This window comes from Arthrobacter sulfonylureivorans (assembly GCF_047607445.1).
Classification (GTDB): Bacteria; Actinomycetota; Actinomycetes; order Actinomycetales; family Micrococcaceae; genus Crystallibacter; species Crystallibacter sulfonylureivorans_A.
This window is the reverse complement of record NZ_JBLKRT010000003.1, coordinates 34,677-52,414: the sequence shown is the minus strand read 5'-3', so window position 1 is coordinate 52,414 and position 17,738 is coordinate 34,677. Positions and strand designations below refer to the sequence as shown.

Here is a 17,738-nt window from a genome sequence, read left to right as displayed (position 1 = left end):
CGCGTTCCGGCAGTGGAACCGTGATTCAGCCGGGCACAGCTCCGGCTCGCACAAGGATCAGTCGCGGACCTGGCCGTCGCCCTGGACGATCCATTTGGTGGTGGTCAGTTCCCGCAGGCCCATCGGGCCGCGGGCATGCATCTTCTGCGTGGAAATCCCCACTTCCGCACCCAGACCCAGCTCCCCGCCGTCGGTAAAGCGAGTGGACGCGTTGACGATCACCGCCGCGGAATCGATCTCGGCGATGAAGCGCTCCGCGTTGCGCAGGTCGTTGGTGATGATCGCCTCCGTGTGCCCCGTGGTCCAAGCCCGGATGTGCCGCAGCGCGTCGTCCATCGAGTCCACCATGGCCACCGCCAAATCCAGGTCCATGTATTCGCGGGCCCAGTCCTCGTCAGTGGCGGTTTCGGCCTCGACGCCGGCCGGGAGGATGCCGGCCACGCGCTGGTCCACGTGCAGCCGGACTCCCGCTCCGGCCAGGGCCGCGAGGACGTCGGCCGAGGCGGCCGCATCACGGTGCAGCAACAGGGTCTCCACAGTGTTGCACACCGACGGCCGCTGGGTCTTGGCATTGAGCAGGATATCCACGGCCATCTCGGTGCCCGCCGACTCGTCCAGGTAGATATGCACGTTGCCTTCGCCGGTCTCGATGACCGGGACCTTCGCGTTGTTCACCACGGACTGGATCAGTTCGCGGCCGCCGCGCGGAATCAGCACGTCCACCAGCCCGCGCGCCTGCATCAGGGCGTTGGCTCCGTCGCGGCCGTAGTCATCCACGCTCTGCACCGCGTCGGAGGGCAGACCCACCCGGTCCAGCGAATCCCGGATGATGCCCAGCAGCGCAACGTTGGTGTGCCGGGCCGCGCTGCCGCCGCGCAGGATCACGGCATTGCCGCTCTTGAGCGCAAGGCCGGCGATGTCCACGGTGACATTCGGCCGGGCTTCGTAGATGGCGGCCACCACGCCCATCGGCACGTGGACCTGGCGGAGCCGCAGCCCGTTCGGCAGCGTCTGCCCGCGCATCACCGTCCCCACCGGATCCGGCAGCGCGGCCAGGTTTTCCAGTGCAGCGGCCAGTCCGTCGATTCGCTTGGTGTCCAACGTCAGCCGGTCCAGCAGCGCGGCGCTGGTGCCGTTCGCCTTGCCCTCGTCCAGGTCCTGGCGGTTAGCCTGCAGCACCACGTCGCGCTTGGCGACCAGGGATTCGGCGATCTCCCGCAGCGCCTTGTCCTTCCACGCACGGTTGGCCCGTGCCATCCGCCGCGCGGCGTTTCGGGACCGGACCGCGATGGCCTCTACGGCCGCGGCGGCATCCGGCTGCTGGCCGTTCTGGGTCGCTTCGGCCGTGGACTGGGAAGAGGCTGTCTGGGTCATACAGGCGATTTTAGCCCGGACGCCGCGGGAAGCACGACGACGGAGGTCACGTTACGTTGCACGCCCACCGGCAGCCTGGTTCAGAGCACCACCAAATCGTCCACGTGGATGATTTCGCGTTCGTATTGGCGCCCCAGCGACGCCGCCAGTTCCTTGGTGGAACGGCCGAGCATGCGCGGCAGTTCATAGGAGGAGAAGTTCACCAGTCCGCGGCCCACCACCCGTCCGTCGCCGTCCGCCAGTTCCACCGGATCGCCCGGTTCGAAGTCGCCCTTGACCGAAACAATGCCGGCGGGCAGCAGCGAGCGGTGCTTGTCCCGCACGGCCTGCACCGCGCCGTCGTCCAGGACCAGCCGGCCCTGCACGGAGGCCAAGTGCGCCAGCCACAGCAGCCGCGGCGGGCGGCGGGTGCCGCTGACCGCAAACCAGGTTCCCACGTCTTCGCCGGCCAGCGCGCGCGCTGCATTGGGGGTGGACGTGACCAGCGCCGGGATGCCCGAGCCGGCGGCGATTCCGGCGGCTTCGACTTTGGTCATCATGCCGCCGGTGCCGACGCCCGCGGCGCCGGTGCGGCCGATGTTCACGCCGTCCAGATCCTGCGGCCCGGCCACCAGCGGGATCCGCTGCGCGCCGTCCTTGGGCGGACCGTCGTAGAGCGCATCGACGTCGGACAACAGCAGCAGCGCGTCGGCCTTGACCAGGTGGGCCACCAGCGCGGCCAGCCGGTCGTTGTCGCCGAAGCGGATTTCATGGGTGGCCACGGTGTCGTTTTCGTTGACCACCGGCACGACGCCGAGGTGCAGCAGCCGGTGCATCGCCCGGTAGGCGTTGGCGTAGTGCTGGCGGCGCATCAGGTCCTCAGCGGTCAGCAGCACCTGGCTGACCGTGATGCCGCGGGCGCCGAACGCCTGTGTGTAGCGGGCCATCAGCAGGCCCTGGCCCACGCTGGCCGCGGCCTGCTGGGTGGCCAGGTCCCGCGGACGGCGGCCCAAGCCCAGCGGCGCCAGTCCGGCGGAGATGGCACCGGAGGACACCAGGATGACTTCGGTGCCGGCGTTGCGGCGGGCCGCCAGCACTTCCACCAGCGACAGCAGCGCCTCCTCGGAGATGCCGCCCGCCACCGAGGTCAGCGACGACGAGCCGACCTTGACCACCAGGCGCTCGGCCGAGGCCAGCAGGGTCCGGTCGGCCGCGGTGGCCGGCTCAGAGCTCATCGTCGTCGTCATGGTCTTCCTTCTCGGTCCAGACGCCTGACTTGCGCTCGGCCTCGAGTTCGGCGCGGGTGGCAGCCCTGGCCTGCTTGCGCTCCTCGTACTGCTCGCGCTTTTCTTCGCGGGTGGGCCGGATGTACTCCATCAGGCGCAGGTCGGTGCCGCGCGGGGAGGACAACAGCTCGGCGCCGGCAGCCATGGTGGGCTCCCAGTCGAAGACCACTGCGTCGTCCTCGCCGATCACCACGGTGTCCCCCGGCCGCGCGCCGGACTTGAACAGCTGGTCCTCGACGCCCAGCTTGGCCAGCCGGTCGGAGAGGTAGCCCACGGCTTCGTCGTTGTTGAAGTCGGTCTGCTTGACCCAGCGCTCCGGCTTCTCGCCAAGCACCCGGAATAGCGGTTCCAGGTTCTTCTCTTCGCGGCGGATGATGAAACCGCGGTCGTTCACGGACCGCGGGCGCAGCACGGCGGGGGCAACCTTCGGCGGGGCGGCCTTCACTTCGGCCCGTGCGGTGGCGACGATCTCGGCCATCGCAAAGCCCAGCTGGCGCAGCCCCTCGTGGCTGGAGGCTGACACTTCGAAGACGCGGTATCCGCGCTCTTCCAGCTCGGGCCGGACGAATTCGGCCATGTCACGGCCGTCCGGCACGTCCACCTTGTTCAGCGCCACCAGCTTGGGGCGCTCGTTCAGCGGGACCACGTCGCCGTCGGCACCGGCGTAGCTCATGTCCACCGCGTACTGTTCCAGTTCGCGCTCGATGATTTCCAAGTCGGAGAGCGGGTTGCGGTCGGCCTCCAGCGCGGCGCAGTCCAACACGTGCACCAGTGCGGCGCAACGCTCCACATGGCGCAGGAAATTGTGGCCCAGGCCCTTGCCTTCGCTGGCACCTTCGATCAGCCCGGGCACATCGGCAATGGTGAACCGGGTGTCCCCGGCCTGCACCACGCCCAGGTTCGGCACCAGCGTGGTGAACGGGTAGTCGGCGATTTTCGGCCGGGCGGCGGACATGGCCGCAATCAGGCTGGATTTGCCCGCGGACGGGAAACCGACCAGCGCCACGTCCGCGATTGACTTCAGCTCCAGGACGATGTCCCGCTCGTCGCCCGGAATGCCCAGCAGCGCGAAGCCGGGGGCCTTGCGCTTGGCCGATGCCAGCGCGGAGTTGCCCAGCCCGCCCTGGCCGCCGGCCGCGGCAACGAATTCGGTTCCCTCGCCCACCAGGTCGGCGAGCACATCGCCGTTCTTGGTCTTGACCACCGTTCCGTCGGGCACGGGCAGCACCAGCGTGGCGCCGTTCTTGCCGCCCCGCCAGTCACCCATGCCGGGACCGCCGTTGGTGGCGTGCCGGTGCGGGGCGTGGTGGTAGTCCAGCAGCGTGGTGGTCTGGTGATCCACGCGCAGGATCACGTCGCCGCCATTGCCGCCATTGCCGCCGTCGGGCCCGCCCAGCGGCTTGAATTTCTCACGCTTGACGGAGACACAACCGTGGCCACCGGATCCGCCGGAAACGTGCAGGACTACCCGGTCAACGAATGTTGCCACGTGATCTATCTCCTCTATGCCGGTGGGCCAGAACCGAAACGGCCCACCAGTGATTCTAGTCGGGTTAAAACACCAGTGAGGCGGACCAACGGCCCGCCTCACTGGAAAGCTGTTTACTGCTGGAGATTACTCCGCAGCGGCAGCCACGATGTTCACGACGCGGCGTCCGCGGCGCGTGCCGAATTCAACGGCACCGGCCTCAAGGGCGAACAGCGTGTCGTCGCCGCCACGGCCGACGTTGGCGCCGGGGTGGAAGTGGGTACCGCGCTGGCGGACGATGATCTCGCCGGCGGAAACTACCTGGCCACCGAAGCGCTTGACGCCAAGGCGCTGTGCGTTGGAATCGCGACCGTTGCGAGTGGAGCTCGCACCCTTCTTATGTGCCATTTATTTTGCCTACCTTTGTGTCTGAAGGAACGTTTGAAAAGCCAGCGGACCGCTTAGGCGATTCCGGTGACCTTGACCTTGGTCAGTGCAGAACGGTAGCCCTGGCGCTTCTTGTAGCCGGTCTTGTTCTTGTACTTCTGGATGACAATCTTGGGACCGCGGAGATTCTCGACGATCTCGGCCGTGACCTTGACGTTGGCCAGGGCATCGGCAGCGGAGGTGACCTTGTCGCCGTCGACCAGGAGCAGAGCAGGCAGCTCGATGGTGCTACCAGCCTCACCGGGGACGCGGTCAAGGGTCACGAGGTCTCCAACGGAAACCTTTTCTTGGCGGCCGCCGGCGCGGACAATCGCGTACACCACTTGGGAACTCACTTCTCTAGACGTTTATTACAGTTTTTGCTCGAATACGCAGGCACGTTCATGACGACCTGGAAAGCACTGTGCATCCGCGCCTGCGGGTGGAAACCCTTCGAAGGCGTACGCACCGAAGATCTAGATTACGCTATTGCGGCTATCCGCCGCAAACCAGCGGCTCCGGGAGTGCCGGAGGGGCCTGCGTGATCCTTACCTGGCGCGAGCGGACTGGAATCCGCTCGGTCGCACCTAGCAATACTACCGCCGACACGCCCGGGACCCGCGCATTTCCAATCCGCGACACGGCGGATACAGCACAGGCCGCGGACCCGAGGATCCGCGGCCTGTGTTGTGGCAGTTTTGCTACAGCTCCGAGGCGGGCACACCCACGCCCAGCACCAGCGGAGCCGCGGCTTCAGTCTTTCCGGCGGCCGCCTCAGCCAAAGCGGGCCCGGCCGGCGCGGCCGCGGCGTGCCGGTGGCTGCCGTTGTTCTCCGGCGAGATGGCGGCATCCACCGTCTCCACCGGAGCGTCGGCTGCACCCTGCGGGCTGCTGGCAGCACGACGACGGCGCACCTTGCGGACCGGGGCTGTGGCCTGGACCTGGGGCCCGGCGGCAGGCTTGACCTGCTCCGTCGCTGCCGATGGCTCGGTTGCCTGGGACCTGCCTGCGGTGGCCGGTTCCGGTGCGGCGGCGGAAGCAGCCTCAGGTGCGGCTGCAGGAGCGGCGGCGGGTGCGGTCGCAGGGGCGGCCTGCTCCCGGTTCTCCACCGGGGCGACCTTGTTGAAGGCCTCGGTCAGGCTTTCCAAGGTCAGCGACGGCTCTTCCTGGGCAGCCGCCGGAGTGGACGTGGCTCGCGGAATGGCCACCGTTTCGCCGTTGATCTTCAGCACGCCGGCGCCGCTTTCCTCGGCGGCTGCAGCAGCCGGGGCAGCAGCAGCGATACCGGAATCATCGGCGCGGCGCGAGCGGCGCTTGCGGCCGGAACCGGCAGGCTGGCCCTGCGCCGGGGCCGAAGCGGCGGCGGCGTCGGGCTTCCCGGCGGCTTCAGTCTTCCCGGCGGCGCTGGCTGCGGGGACTGCTGCGCCGTCGTGCTGTTTGGCCTTGGCAGCCTCTGGGTGTTCCTCCGCCTCGTGGGCGGCATGGGCTGCGGCGGCGATGTTGGCCAGCGCTGCGCGGGCAGCCTCGGCCTTGGCCTTGCGCTCGGCGTCGTCCTCGTGCGCCACCGCAGCAGGCGCCTCGGTGGCCTGCTCCTGCGCCTGGCCGCGGTTGCGGCGCTTCTCGCTGCGCGACTGCCGCTCCGAACGCTTCTCTATCCGGACCTGGTGGTGTTCGGTTGCCGCTGCAGGACGGCGGTGCTCCACCGGTTCGTCGTGGGTGATCACGCCGCGGCCGGCGCAATGCTCACACTGCTCGCCGAAAACTTCCAGCAGCCCGGTGCCCATCCGCTTGCGGGTCATCTGCACCAGGCCCAGCGAGGTCACCTCGGCCACCTGGTGCTTGGTCCGGTCGCGGCCCAGGCACTCGACCAGCCGGCGCAGCACCAGGTCGCGGTTGGACTCCAGCACCATGTCGATGAAGTCGATGACGATGATGCCGCCAATGTCCCGCAGCCGCAGCTGGCGCACCACTTCTTCGGCCGCTTCCAGGTTGTTCTTGGTGACGGTTTCTTCGAGGTTGCCGCCGGAGCCGGTGAACTTACCGGTGTTGACGTCCACCACGGTCATGGCCTCGGTGCGGTCGATCACCAGCGAACCGCCGGACGGCAGGAACACCTTGCGGTCCAGTGCCTTGTGGATCTGCTCGTCCAGCCGCTGCGCTGCGAAGATGTCCGTCTCCGAGGTCCACTTTTCCAGCCGGTCCACCAGGTCCGGGGCCACGTAGGTGACGTAGGCCTCGATGGTGTCCCAGGCTTCTTCGCCGGACACCACCAGCTTGGAGAAGTCCTCGTTGAAAACATCGCGGACCACCTTGATGGTCAGGTCCGGCTCCGCGTAGAGCATTTCCGGTGCCAGCGTCTTGGTGGAGCCGGCACGCGATTCGATGCCTTCCCACTGCGCGCGCAGCCGGTTGATGTCGTTCATTAGCTCTTCTTCGCTGGCGCCTTCGGCCGCGGTGCGGACGATCACGCCGGCGCCGTCCGGAACATGTTCCTTCAGGATCTTCTTCAGCCGGTTGCGTTCCACGTCCGGCAGTTTGCGCGAGATGCCGGTCATCGAGCCGCCCGGCACGTAGACCAGGAAGCGGCCCGGCAAGGAGATCTGGCTGGTCAGGCGGGCACCCTTGTGGCCCACCGGGTCCTTGGTCACCTGCACCAGCACCGAGTCGCCGGACTTCAGTGCCAGCTCGATCCGGCGCGGCTGCCCGTCCAGGTGGGCGGCGTCCCAGTTGACCTCGCCGGCGTAGAGCACGGCGTTGCGGCCGCGGCCAATGTCGATGAAGGCAGCTTCCATGCTGGGCAGCACGTTCTGCACCTTGCCCAGGTAGACGTTGCCGATCAGCGAATCCTGCTGGGTCTTGGAGACGAAGTGCTCGGCGAGCACACCGTCTTCCAGCACGCCGATCTGGATCCTGTCGTCGCGCTGGCGGACCACCATCTGCCGGTCGACGGATTCGCGGCGGGCCAGGAACTCGGCCTCGGTGATCACCTGGCGGCGGCGGCCGGACTCGCGCGATTCGCGGCGGCGCTGCTTCTTGGCCTCCAGCCGGGTGGACCCCTTGACCGAGGCCACCTTGTTGCTCGGAGCGGTCTCCGCCACCGGGCGCGGTGCACGAACCCGGGTGACCGTGTTGGGCGGATCGTCCTCCGAGCCGCCGGTCAGTTCCAGATCCGCATCGCCGCGGCGGCGACGGCGGCGACGGCGCGAGGTCACCCCGTCCTTCTCCCCCGTCGCGCCTTCTACTGCGGTTTCGGCGGCCTCGCCTGCTTCTTCCGTGCCGGCTGCTTCGCCGTTGCCGGCCTCGACCTCTGCCCGATTACGGGTACGGCTGCGGCGGTTCCGGCGGCTGCGGCGGGATCCGCCGTCTTCGTCTTCCTCGTCGGAGTCGGCTGCCGCGGCCGGCTGCTGCTTGGCAGCGGCGACGGCGGAGAGGTCCGGCGCGTGGAAGAGCAGCGATACCGGCGACGACGGAATCGCGAACGGATCGTGCCCGGTCCCTGCTGCGGGTGTTTCTTCGGCCTGTTCCTCTTCGGCGGGAGCTTCGGTGGCGGGCTCGGCGGCAGCTTGGTCTGCTCCCGGGGCCTGCTCCGCGGCGGGAGCGGCTTCAGCTGCTGCCGGGGCGGCGGCAGTGGCCTTGCTGGAACGACGACGGCGTGACGGCGCCTTCGCGGGCTGCTCCCCTGCTGCCTCGGCGGCTGAGTCCGTCCCGGCGGCCGCATCGGCGGCTGGCTGCGTGCCGGCGTCCGGCTCGGTGGCGGCCTCGACGCCGGAAACGGCGGCTTCCGTGGCTGCGGGCTCCTGCTCGCCGGCGGCGGTTTCGCCTGCCGCGGTGGTCAGTTCGGCCGCGGCAGCCTCCGTGGTCTGCGCGGCGGCGCTGCGGCGGCTCCGCGTGGTAGCGGAAGTACGACGGCGGGCTGCCGGCTTTTCGGCCGCTTCCTCCGCACCCTCGGCTTCCAGAACGCCGTCGGCGTTCACGGGCTGCTCAACCTGCTGCTCGGCACGGCTGCGGCGCTTCCGCACCGGTTTGGCTGCGGCCTGATCGGACTGCACATCGGTCTGCGCATCGGCAGCGTCCAACACACCGTCCGGGGCGGCTCCGGCGGCGGCCTCGGCCTGCTCGGCGGCCGGGGCTGCAGCCTGCTGGGCGTCGGTGCCTTCCTGCAGCGCGGCTTCCTGGGCCGCTGCTTCGGCGGCCTTCTGGGCGGCGGTCTTGCGCGGCTGCCGGGTCCGGGTCTTGGCAGCGGGTGCCGCTTCAGCAACCGGGGCAGCGGCGGAGTCTTCCGCCTGCGCACCTTGGGCTGCCGCTGCTTCCGCGGCCTTCTCGGCGGCGGTCTTGCGCGGCCGGCGTGCCCGGGTGACGGCTGCTGGTGCCTGGCCTTCCGGCTGGCTGGCGTCCGTGGCTACTGCGGCTTGCTGCTCCCCCGCGGGAGCCGCATCGGCCCCCGGCGCAGCGGCGGGGGCACCGCCGTCGTTAGGGGAATCAGTGTTAGCGGGCTCGGTGGCTGGGGCGGGCAGCTGCACATCCAGCTGGTCCTGCGACGGTGCGGACACAGCGGGCTTGCGGCGCGGGCGCGGCGGTTTTTTGGCTGTTCCCTCGGGCGAATCGGCCGGAGTGGAGGTAGCGGGTATTACCTGTTCATTGTCCATTTAAAGTTATGCTCCAACCCTTGCGGCACCGGCCACATCCCGGTGCCCTCGGGGGCATGTAGCCGGGTGTCCGGGTGCCCTAGGCTGCCCGACACCGAAAGTCGTCTTGGTATCACCCGAGCTCGCGCCATCACGTGGGGCGCGGCACACCCGGGGACCAGCGGCGCTTTTCCGTCTGCCGTAACGTTCTCTATCACCGGCAGGGCCGCCCGGCGGATTCCCAGCGCCCATCCGGATTGATGGGCTCCTTGTTCGGGAAGCGTCGCCGACGGACCTGGAAGCCTGTCGCTGGACCAATAGCAGCATGTGGGGCCGCTATCAGCCACGATCATTCTCTCACACCGGGTTCGTTTTGGTGAGTATTCGCCTCATCTCTCCGGCGTAGAATCGAGCCAACTGCCCCCGAGCTCGAGGAACACGGTGCACACCGACGCGCAACGCTCCACATCCCTGGCCGCCACCGCCTCCGGACACCGTCCGGACAGCGAGGTTCCCGGCATTGCCCGGGAAAAACCATTCGCCTGGCTGCTGCTGGCCACCGGCGTGTTCGGCTGGATCATGTCCGGCATCTTGGTGCTCGAACGGCTGGCGACCTACCAGGACCCGGGCCACGTGACCAGCTGCGACATCAATCCGTGGGTCTCCTGCGGCAAGGTGTTCCTGCACTGGCAGGCCTCGCTCTTCGGCTTCCCGAACCCGCTGATTGGCATCGTCGCCTTCGCTGTTCCGATCACGACGGCGGTGGGGATCCTTGCCGGCGCACGGTTCCGCCGCTGGTACTGGATCGGCCTGCAGACCGGCGTCACGCTGGGCTTCATTTTTGTCGTCTGGCTGTGGAGCCAGGCGCTGTACGACATCCACATCCTGTGCCTGTACTGCATGGGCGTGTGGGCCGCGATGATCGCGATGATCGTCCACACCACAGCCCGGAACCTGGCCCACGGGGTCATCAAGGCGCCGGCCAGTGTGGTCCGCTTTGCCGGCAGCTGGGCCTGGACCATCACCGTGCTGCTGTGGGTCGTGACCGCCGGGACCATTTTCCTGGCGTTCATCGACGCCTTCCTGGGCTGATCGCGCCCTTCTGATGGGCTGATCAACTACCTTCTTTAACGGCCAGAGGCCGCGTCCCCGTCCGGGGTCGCGGCCTCTGTGCGTTTGGCGCTCTAGGAGAACCAGATGCCGATCTCACGCTCGGCGGACTCCGGCGAATCCGACCCGTGGACCAAGTTCTGCTGCACCTTCAGGCCCCAGTCGCGGCCGAAGTCGCCGCGGATCGTGCCGGGAGCAGCAGTGGTGGGGTCGGTGGTCCCGGCCAAGGACCGGAAGCCTTCGATGACCCGGTGCCCCTCAAACACGGCGGCGGCCACCGGGCCGGAGAGCATGAACTCGACCAGCGGCTCGTAGAACGGCTTGCCCACATGCTCCTCGTAGTGCTTTTCCAGCAGCTCGCGGGTGGCTTCGACCAGCTTCAGTTCAACCAGCGTGTACCCCTTGGCCTCGATGCGGGCCAGGATGCTGCCGGTGAGACCGCGGGACACGCCGTCGGGCTTGACCAGTACCAGTGTGCGTTCAACGCTCACAATTTCTCCTCTTAGCTTTCACGATTAGCTCCAAAAACCCCGTTTCATCCTACGGGACAGGCTGGCGTGGCCCGGTTTACGGACGGAACCGCCCTCCTCCGCCGGGTGGCCCGGCCCGCCCTCGTCCACGGCAGTGAGTGCCGGTCCTCGGCCACGGCAGGTAGCGCCGGTTAGCCTCAGTCGCCGCCAGCCGCCCCTGCCCGGAGGGTACGCGGCGCGGGTCAGCGGCCGTCGCCGCCAGCGGCCCCGGCGGTCCCGGCGGCCCCTGCTTCCCCGCCGTGCTCGCGCTCCCACTCGGCCTGCTCAACATCGCGCTGGGCGTTTTCGCGGTCCAGCCGGCCTCCGGTGCGCACCGCGTACCACCAGGACAGGGCGAACAGCAGCCCGACAACGAACATCACCGGCTCGACAAAGCCGGTCAGGATCAGCAGCACCTGCAGCACCCAGCCGATGGCGTAGCCGGCCGGGCGGCGCAGCAGGGCGCAGCACAGCACCAGCACAACGCTCAGGCCGATCCCGAGACCCAGGATCAGCGCCGGCGACACGACGTCGCGGTAGAGCCCGAACACCACCAGGGTGGCGAAGAAGGCAACGAAGGCTTCCAGCAGCAGCACGGTGGAGGCGAACATGGTCTTGATCGAGCGCCGTTTCTTCGGCATGTTCGGTCGCCATTCGCGCTGGGCTTTGGTCAGTTTGGCCATGGATCTTGTTACTTTCCTAGCAGGATGCGGGCGTCGGCGACCAGGGTAATGGACCCGGTGATCAATACGCCGCCGGAGAGGTCGTTGTTGGCTTCGGCCCGGCCGACGGCCCATTCGATGGCATCATCCAGCCGGGGCGCAATGTGGACTGCGTCCTCCGGGAAACCGGCGGCCATGGCGTCCTCCGCCAACTGCTCGGCCGGAATGGCCCGGGGCGAGTTGGAGGTGGTGACGCAGATTTCGTCGGTCAGGTCGGAGAGTTGTTCGCGCAACTGCTGGAGCAATCCGATGGCGTCCTTTTCCTGCAGTACGCCGACCACCGGGACCAGCGTGGTGAAGTTGAACGCCTCCAGGATGGCCTGTGCACTGGCCTTCATCCCGTCCGGGTTGTGGGCGGCGTCCACAATGATGGTGGGCGCAGTCCGGACCACTTCCAGACGGCCCGGCGAGGTGACGTCCAGAAACGCCTCGCGGAGCACCTCGACGTTGAGCTCCTTCTCCCCGCCGCCGAGAAAAGCCTCCAAGGCGGCCACAGCCACCGCGGCGTTCTGCGCCTGGTGCGCCCCGTGCAGCGGCAACAGCAGGTCCTCGTAGCGCCCGGCCAGCCCGTTGATGGTCAACTGCTGGCCGCCCACCGCCACCGAGCGGGACTCGACGCCGAATTCCACGCCCTCGAAACGGAACGGCACCTGCATGTCCCGCGCCTGTTCCAGCAATACCTCGGCCGCGTCCAGTGGCTGGGCGGCGCTGATCAGGAAGCCGCCGCGCTTGATGATGCCGGCCTTTTCCCGGGCGATGTCCGCGGTGGTGTCCCCCAGCAGGTCCGTGTGGTCCAGCGAGATCGGGGTAACGACCGAAACCTGTCCGTCCACCACGTTGGTGGCGTCGGTGATGCCGCCCAGGCCGACCTCGACCACCGCCACCTCCACCGGCTCGTCGGCGAAGATCGCGATGGCGAGGATGGTGACGCACTCGAAGTAGGTCAGCCGCGGTTCGCCCTCGGCATTCAGCTCCTGGTCCACAATGTCCAGGTAGGGCCGGATCTCGTCCCAGACCCGCACGAACGTCTCGTCCGCCACGGGTTCGCCGTCGATGCTGATCCGTTCGGTGACCTTGGACAGGTGTGGACTGGTGTAGCGGCCGGTCCGCAGCCCATGTGCCCGAAGGCCCGCCTCGATGATCCGGGCCGTGGACGTCTTGCCGTTGGTCCCGGTCAGGTGGATGCTGGCGAAGGCCTTGTTGGGTTCGCCCAGGATGTCCATCGCACGGAACAGCGGTTCCATCCGCGGTTCCATCTTGTTTTCCGGGGCGCGGCCCAGCAGCTCCGCGTAGACGCTCTCAACGCCGAATTCATCACTCATGATCGGTGCCCCTTCAGGATCCGGTCTTTTCCACGGACACGGCCTCGCCGTCCCCGGCCACCAGCACAAGGTCCACGGTGAGCGTCTCCTGCGAGACCAGCCCCTGGTGCAGCGTGAGGGCGTCCAGCACGGACTGGTCTGCGGTCACCGTGGTGCGGATGCGGTCGCTGACCACCAGTCCGGCATCCTTGCGGGCCTGCTGAATGGTGCGCACGTAGTCGCGCGCCACGCCTTCGGCCTCCAGCTCAGCGGTCACCGTGGTGTCCAGCACCAGGAAACCGCCGCCGGGCAGCATGGTGACGGCCGAACCCGCCGCCGCGTCCTCGGCCACCACCGTTTCCAGCGAGTACTCCGACGGCTCCAGCGCCAGTCCCCCGGCGGTGACCACACCGGCGTCGTCCACCGACCAGTCACCGGACTTGGCCGCCTTGATCGCCTGCTGCACGTTCTTGCCCAGCCGCGGACCGGCGGCGCGGGCGTTGACCACCAGCTTCTGCGAGATGCCGAACTCTTCCGGCGAGGCGTCGGCGGCGTCGATCAGCCGGACCGACTTGATGTTGAGTTCGTCCTGGATCATCACGGCGTACTGGCCGGAGAGCCGTTCCGCGCCCGGCACCACCACGGTCAGCGACGCGAGCGGCAGGCGCACCCGCAGGTTCGCGCCCTTGCGCAGGCTGGAGCCGGACGAGCAGATCTGCCGGGTGGTGTCCATCAGTTCCACCAGCTCGGCCAACTGCGGGAACTCACCGGCGTCGGGCAGGTCGGTCAGGTGCACCGACCGTCCGCCGGTGAGCCCGCGCCAGATCTCCTCGGTCACCAGCGGCAGCAGCGGAGCGGCGATTCGGCACACGGTTTCCAGCGCGGTGTAGAGCACGTCGAACGCGTCGCGGTCCTCGTCGAAGAACCGCTGGCGGGACCGGCGGATGTACCAGTTGGTCAGCGTGTCCAGGTACTCGCGCAGCGCGTCGCAGGCACCGGAAACGTCATAGGCGTCCAGCGCGGCGGTCATGTCCCGGACCAGGTCCCCGGTGTTGGCCAGGATGAACCGGTCCAGCGATTCCATCGCCTCGATCCGGGCGGTGTCGCCGAGGACGGAGACCGCCTCGTGCCCGGCGCCGTGGTTCGCGGAGTTGGTGTAGAGCTTGAAGAAGTGCCAGACGTTCCACAGCGGGAGCATCACCTGCCGGACGCCGTCGCGGATGCCCTGCTCGGTGACGATCAGGTTGCCGCCGCGCAGGATCGGGGACGCCATCAGGAACCAGCGCATGGCGTCGGAGCCGTCGCGGTCCAGCACCTCGGACACATCCGGGTAGTTGCGCAGGCTCTTGGACATCTTCTGCCCGTCCGAGCCGAGCACGATGCCGTGGCTGATCACATTGCGGAAGGCCGGGCGGTCGAAGAGCGCGGTGGCCAGCACGTGCATGGTGTAGAACCAGCCGCGGGTCTGGCCGATGTACTCCACGATGAAGTCCGCCGGGTTGTGGCTGTCGAACCAGTCCTTGTTCTGCATCGGGTAGTGCACCTGGGCGTAGGGCATCGAGCCGGAGTCGAACCAGACGTCCAGCACATCCTCCACCCGCCGCATCATCGACTGGCCGGTCGGGTCGTCCGGATTGGGGCGGACCAGGTCGTCGATGTACGGACGGTGCAGGTCAACTTCGCCGTCGTGGTTGCGCGGCAAAGTGCCGAACGCTTCCTCCAGCTCGGCGAGCGAGCCGTAGACCTCGCGGCGCGGGTACTCCGGATTGTCCGATTCCCACACCGGGATGGGCGAACCCCAGAACCGGTTGCGGCTGATGGACCAGTCGCGGGCGTTCTCCAGCCACTTGCCGAACTGGCCGTCCTTGACGTTTTCCGGGATCCAGTTGATCTGCTGGTTCAGCTCGACCATCCGGTCCTTGAACTTGGTCACTTCCACATACCAGGAGGAGATGGCGCGGTAGATCAGCGGCGTGCGGCAGCGCCAGCAGTGCGGATAGCTGTGCTCGAAGCTGGCCTGCCGGACCAGCCGGCCCTCTGCCTTCAGCACCCGGGTAATCGGCTTGTTCGCTTCGAAGACCTGCATGCCGGCGATCTCCGCCAGCGGGCCCTCGCCGAAATTGGACAGGAACTTGGCGCCCTCGTCCACGGACACGATCACCGGGATGCCGTTGTCCTCGCAGATCTTCTGGTCGTCCTCGCCGAAGGCCGGCGCCTGATGGACCAGGCCGGTGCCGTCGGTGGTGGTCACATAGTCGGCCACCACGATCTGCCAGCCGTTGCCGGTGCCCCACTTTTCGGCGTCCGTGTAGTAGTCCCACAGCGGCTCGTAGCGCAGGCCGGCAAGCTGGGAGCCCGCGTAGGTGGCGGTGACCGCTTCGGCGGCGGCAGCGGCGTCGTCGTAGCCCAGATCCTTGGCGTAGGAACCGAGCAGGTCCTCCGCGAGCAGGAACTTCTCCCCCGTTGCCTGCGTGCCGTGCGGACCGGCTGGCAGCACCGCGTAGCGGATGTCGGGCCCGACGGCGAGCGCGACGTTGGTGGGCAGCGTCCACGGCGTGGTGGTCCAGGCGAGGGCGTTGACCCCGGCCAGCTCTGCGGCCAAGGGGTTCTCCGAGCCGTCCGCCCGGATCGGGAAGGTGACCGTGACCGTCTGGTCCTGGCGCATCTTGTAGACGTCGTCGTCCATCCGCAGCTCATGGTTGGACAGCGGGGTCTCGTCCCGCCAGCAGTACGGCAGCACGCGGAAGCCCTGGTAGGTCAGGCCCTTCTCGTGCAGCTGTTTGAAGGCCCAGATGACCGACTCCATGTACTCGACGTTGAGCGTCTTGTAGTCGTTCTCGAAGTCCACCCAGCGGGCCTGGCGGGTGACATAGTTCTGCCATTCATCGGCGTACTTCATCACGGACGTGCGGCAGGCGTCGTTGAACTTGTCGATGCCCATGGCAAGGATCTGGTTCTTGTCCGTCATGCCCAGCTGCTTCATGGCTTCCAGCTCGGCGGGCAGGCCGTGCGTGTCCCAGCCGAAGCGGCGCTCCACCTTGTGGCCGCGCTGCGTCTGGTACCGGGCCACCAGGTCCTTGACGTAGCCGGTGAGCAGATGGCCGTAATGCGGCAGCCCGTTGGCGAAGGGCGGCCCGTCGTAGAAGACAAACTCGTTCTCGCCGTCTTGGCCGGCATCGCGGGCATCAACGGAGGCTTGGAATGTGCCGTCCTGCTGCCAGTACTTGAGCACCAGCTCCTCGATCTCGGGGAACTTGGGCGAGCTCTCGGCAGCGGCAGCGCCGGCGGTGGAGGCCTTGGGATAGATCTGTGGCATGTTCGTCATCCTGGAAAGACAGCTCGGCAAGTGTGGGTACTTCTGCGAGGACGTGCCCTGCTCCAGCTCGCCGGTGCGGCTTGAAAGCCGAACCCGCTGCCGGGGCGGAACCCGCGGTACCACCTCACTTGCTGGCCTGCTGCGCCGGAACCGGTGCAAAGGGACAGCCACTCGTTCGCTGCTGTGACGGGCTTACCCGTCCGGCTCTACTAGGCCCGCTGTTGCTGTGTGGGCTGTTCTTCCGGAAGCTCACCGGTGATGGCCGGGTCAAAGCTTGTAGCTCAAGTTTAGGGCCACACCGGCGCGGCTGTCGAAACGCGGCCGACAGCGCTGAGAACGATAGTCCTTGTTTACTGGCCGGTATCGATCGCATCACGAGTCAGGCAATCACAGGGTCGGAGCTTCCCACCTCTTAAACCTGCCCACTCGCTTCTTTGAGGTGAGGTGCCAAGCGGCACATTGTTCACATGGGTAGATACGCACCGGACGCTTTTGCCGACGAGCCGCAGTCTTGTCTCTGATCGCTTGGAGCGCTCGATTCGCGCCCCAACTCGTTGCGTACTGGACCTTTGTACAGGCAGCCATCGCGGCAACCTCCCGTTAGAGAAGATGGCTCGCATGGCTCATTTCCATACTTGAACGCCCGCTGATGACGGACGAACCAAGGGCTCACTCATTGTGACGCTCACAGCATACATGCCTTGGGTGTGTACTCCGGGGTGGATTGGGTTCTGTGTGTGTGGTCCCCAAACCTTCCCCGCGGCAGAGTTACTTTCGGATCAGCTTGTGGGCGGCTGCCTGGGCGACCGGGCGCATGACGATCTGGTCCAGATTCACGTGATGCGGAAGGTTGAGCGAGTAGGCCACAACGCCGGCGACGTCCTCAGCCAACAGCGGTTTCTCCACACCGGAGTAGACCTTCTCCGCCGCCGTCTGATCGCCGCCGAGCCGGTTAAGCGAAAACTCTTCGGTCTGCACCAGCCCGGGCAGAATGTCGATCACCCGCACGTTATGTTCTGCCTCTTCTAGACGCAGGGTACCGGCCATGGAATGCTGCGCGAACTTGGCGGCCACATATCCACCGCCTCCTTCGTACGCCACAATGCCAGCTGTTGATGTCAGCAGCACCACTGAGCCTTCGCCGTTCTCGCGCAGCGCCGGCAGGAACGCCTGGATCATCCGCAGCGAGCCGAGGACGTTGACGTTGTACATCTTTTCCCAGTCGGCGAACTTGCCGTCGGCGATCGAATCCACACCGAAGGCGCCCCCGGCAATGTTGACCAGCGCATCGATCCCGCCGCCCGCGAGCACATCGGCCACCAACCGGTCGACAGAGTCCTGGTCGGTCACGTCCCCGGGCATCGCCACGGCGCCGGTTTCTTCGGCGAGCGCGGCAAGCCGGTCAGCCCGCCGGGCCACCGCCACTACGTCCCAACCGCTCCCGCGAAGCGCCCGCACGGTGGCGGCGCCGATACCCGAACTTGCTCCCGTTACTACTGCGCGCTTGGTCATGGATCACAGCCTAACGGCGAACCGGCGGCCCAATGGACGACGGCGCTGCCACTCGGTGGCAAGCATGGGGATCCGTCCATCACTGCCAGGCAGCGAAGTGGCCGAGTGGT

General features: G+C 67.5%; 12 protein-coding genes. 1 reads left to right on the top strand and 11 read right to left on the bottom strand.

Features of this window, described 5'->3' with window-relative positions; genetic code table 11:
* Nucleotides 1-57 precede the first annotated feature (57 nt).
* The 6 genes from ACMX2H_RS02265 to ACMX2H_RS02240 form a co-directional block, all read right to left on the bottom strand.
* Nucleotides 58-1,374 (bottom strand): glutamate-5-semialdehyde dehydrogenase, encoded by a 1,317-nt coding sequence (locus ACMX2H_RS02265; protein WP_414958779.1) that lies wholly within the window; start codon nt 1,372-1,374, stop codon nt 58-60.
* A gap of 80 nt (nt 1,375-1,454) precedes the next feature.
* Nucleotides 1,455-2,600 (bottom strand): glutamate 5-kinase, encoded by a 1,146-nt coding sequence (gene proB / locus ACMX2H_RS02260; protein WP_414958778.1) that lies wholly within the window; start codon nt 2,598-2,600, stop codon nt 1,455-1,457.
* Complete coding sequence (gene obgE / locus ACMX2H_RS02255; protein WP_414958777.1) at nt 2,578-4,128, bottom strand: GTPase ObgE; 1,551 nt, start codon at nt 4,126-4,128, stop codon at nt 2,578-2,580. The genes proB and obgE overlap by 23 nt, the downstream gene beginning before the upstream one ends.
* 126 nt (nt 4,129-4,254) lie before the next feature.
* Entirely contained in the window at nt 4,255-4,515 is a 261-nt protein-coding gene (rpmA, locus tag ACMX2H_RS02250) for a 50S ribosomal protein L27 (protein ID WP_136785451.1), read from the bottom strand.
* A gap of 53 nt (nt 4,516-4,568) precedes the next feature.
* Nucleotides 4,569-4,877 carry a 50S ribosomal protein L21 gene (gene rplU, locus ACMX2H_RS02245; protein ID WP_136785500.1) on the bottom strand — a complete coding sequence of 103 codons (309 nt, stop codon included), beginning with the start codon at nt 4,875-4,877 and terminating at the stop codon, nt 4,569-4,571.
* A gap of 357 nt (nt 4,878-5,234) precedes the next feature.
* Nucleotides 5,235-9,179: an Rne/Rng family ribonuclease gene (locus ACMX2H_RS02240; protein WP_414958776.1), complete on the bottom strand. Its 3,945-nt coding sequence runs from the start codon at nt 9,177-9,179 to the stop codon at nt 5,235-5,237.
* A 450-nt stretch (nt 9,180-9,629) separates the two neighbouring features.
* Here ACMX2H_RS02240 and ACMX2H_RS02235 point away from each other — a divergent pair, with 450 nt between their 5' ends.
* A complete protein-coding gene (locus tag ACMX2H_RS02235) occupies nt 9,630-10,250 on the top strand; it encodes a vitamin K epoxide reductase family protein (protein ID WP_414958856.1) in 621 nt (206 codons plus the stop codon).
* A gap of 92 nt (nt 10,251-10,342) precedes the next feature.
* Here the strand turns inward: ACMX2H_RS02235 and ndk are convergent, their stop codons facing one another.
* From ndk to ACMX2H_RS02210, 5 genes are all read right to left on the bottom strand, one after another.
* A complete protein-coding gene (ndk, locus tag ACMX2H_RS02230) occupies nt 10,343-10,759 on the bottom strand; it encodes a nucleoside-diphosphate kinase (protein WP_136785453.1) in 417 nt (138 codons plus the stop codon).
* Between the two features lie 221 nt (nt 10,760-10,980).
* Nucleotides 10,981-11,460, bottom strand: a complete 480-nt coding sequence (locus ACMX2H_RS02225) for a DUF4233 domain-containing protein (protein WP_414958775.1) — start codon at nt 11,458-11,460, stop codon at nt 10,981-10,983.
* Nucleotides 11,461-11,468: 8 nt separating this feature from the next.
* The gene (locus ACMX2H_RS02220) at nt 11,469-12,821 is read right to left on the bottom strand and encodes a bifunctional folylpolyglutamate synthase/dihydrofolate synthase (RefSeq protein ID WP_414958774.1); all 1,353 of its coding nucleotides are present in this window, start codon (nt 12,819-12,821) and stop codon (nt 11,469-11,471) included.
* Nucleotides 12,822-12,834: 13 nt separating this feature from the next.
* A complete protein-coding gene (gene ileS, locus ACMX2H_RS02215) occupies nt 12,835-16,125 on the bottom strand; it encodes an isoleucine--tRNA ligase (protein WP_414958773.1) in 3,291 nt (1,096 codons plus the stop codon).
* Between the two features lie 759 nt (nt 16,126-16,884).
* On the bottom strand, nt 16,885-17,628 hold the full coding sequence (locus ACMX2H_RS02210) for an SDR family oxidoreductase (RefSeq protein ID WP_414958772.1): 744 nt from the start codon (nt 17,626-17,628) through the stop codon (nt 16,885-16,887).
* Nucleotides 17,629-17,738: the final 110 nt, after the last annotated feature.

Coding starts and splice junctions, on each gene's coding strand:
- ileS (WP_414958773.1), bottom strand. CDS start 16,125: ATGACGAACATGCCACAGATCTATCCCAAGGCCTCCACCGCCGGCGCT.
- rpmA (WP_136785451.1), bottom strand. CDS start 4,515: ATGGCACATAAGAAGGGTGCGAGCTCCACTCGCAACGGTCGCGATTCC.
- ACMX2H_RS02220 (WP_414958774.1), bottom strand. CDS start 12,821: ATGAGTGATGAATTCGGCGTTGAGAGCGTCTACGCGGAGCTGCTGGGC.
- proB (WP_414958778.1), bottom strand. CDS start 2,600: ATGACGACGACGATGAGCTCTGAGCCGGCCACCGCGGCCGACCGGACC.
- ACMX2H_RS02240 (WP_414958776.1), bottom strand. CDS start 9,179: ATGGACAATGAACAGGTAATACCCGCTACCTCCACTCCGGCCGATTCG.
- ACMX2H_RS02225 (WP_414958775.1), bottom strand. CDS start 11,460: ATGGCCAAACTGACCAAAGCCCAGCGCGAATGGCGACCGAACATGCCG.
- ACMX2H_RS02265 (WP_414958779.1), bottom strand. CDS start 1,374: ATGACCCAGACAGCCTCTTCCCAGTCCACGGCCGAAGCGACCCAGAAC.
- ACMX2H_RS02210 (WP_414958772.1), bottom strand. CDS start 17,628: ATGACCAAGCGCGCAGTAGTAACGGGAGCAAGTTCGGGTATCGGCGCC.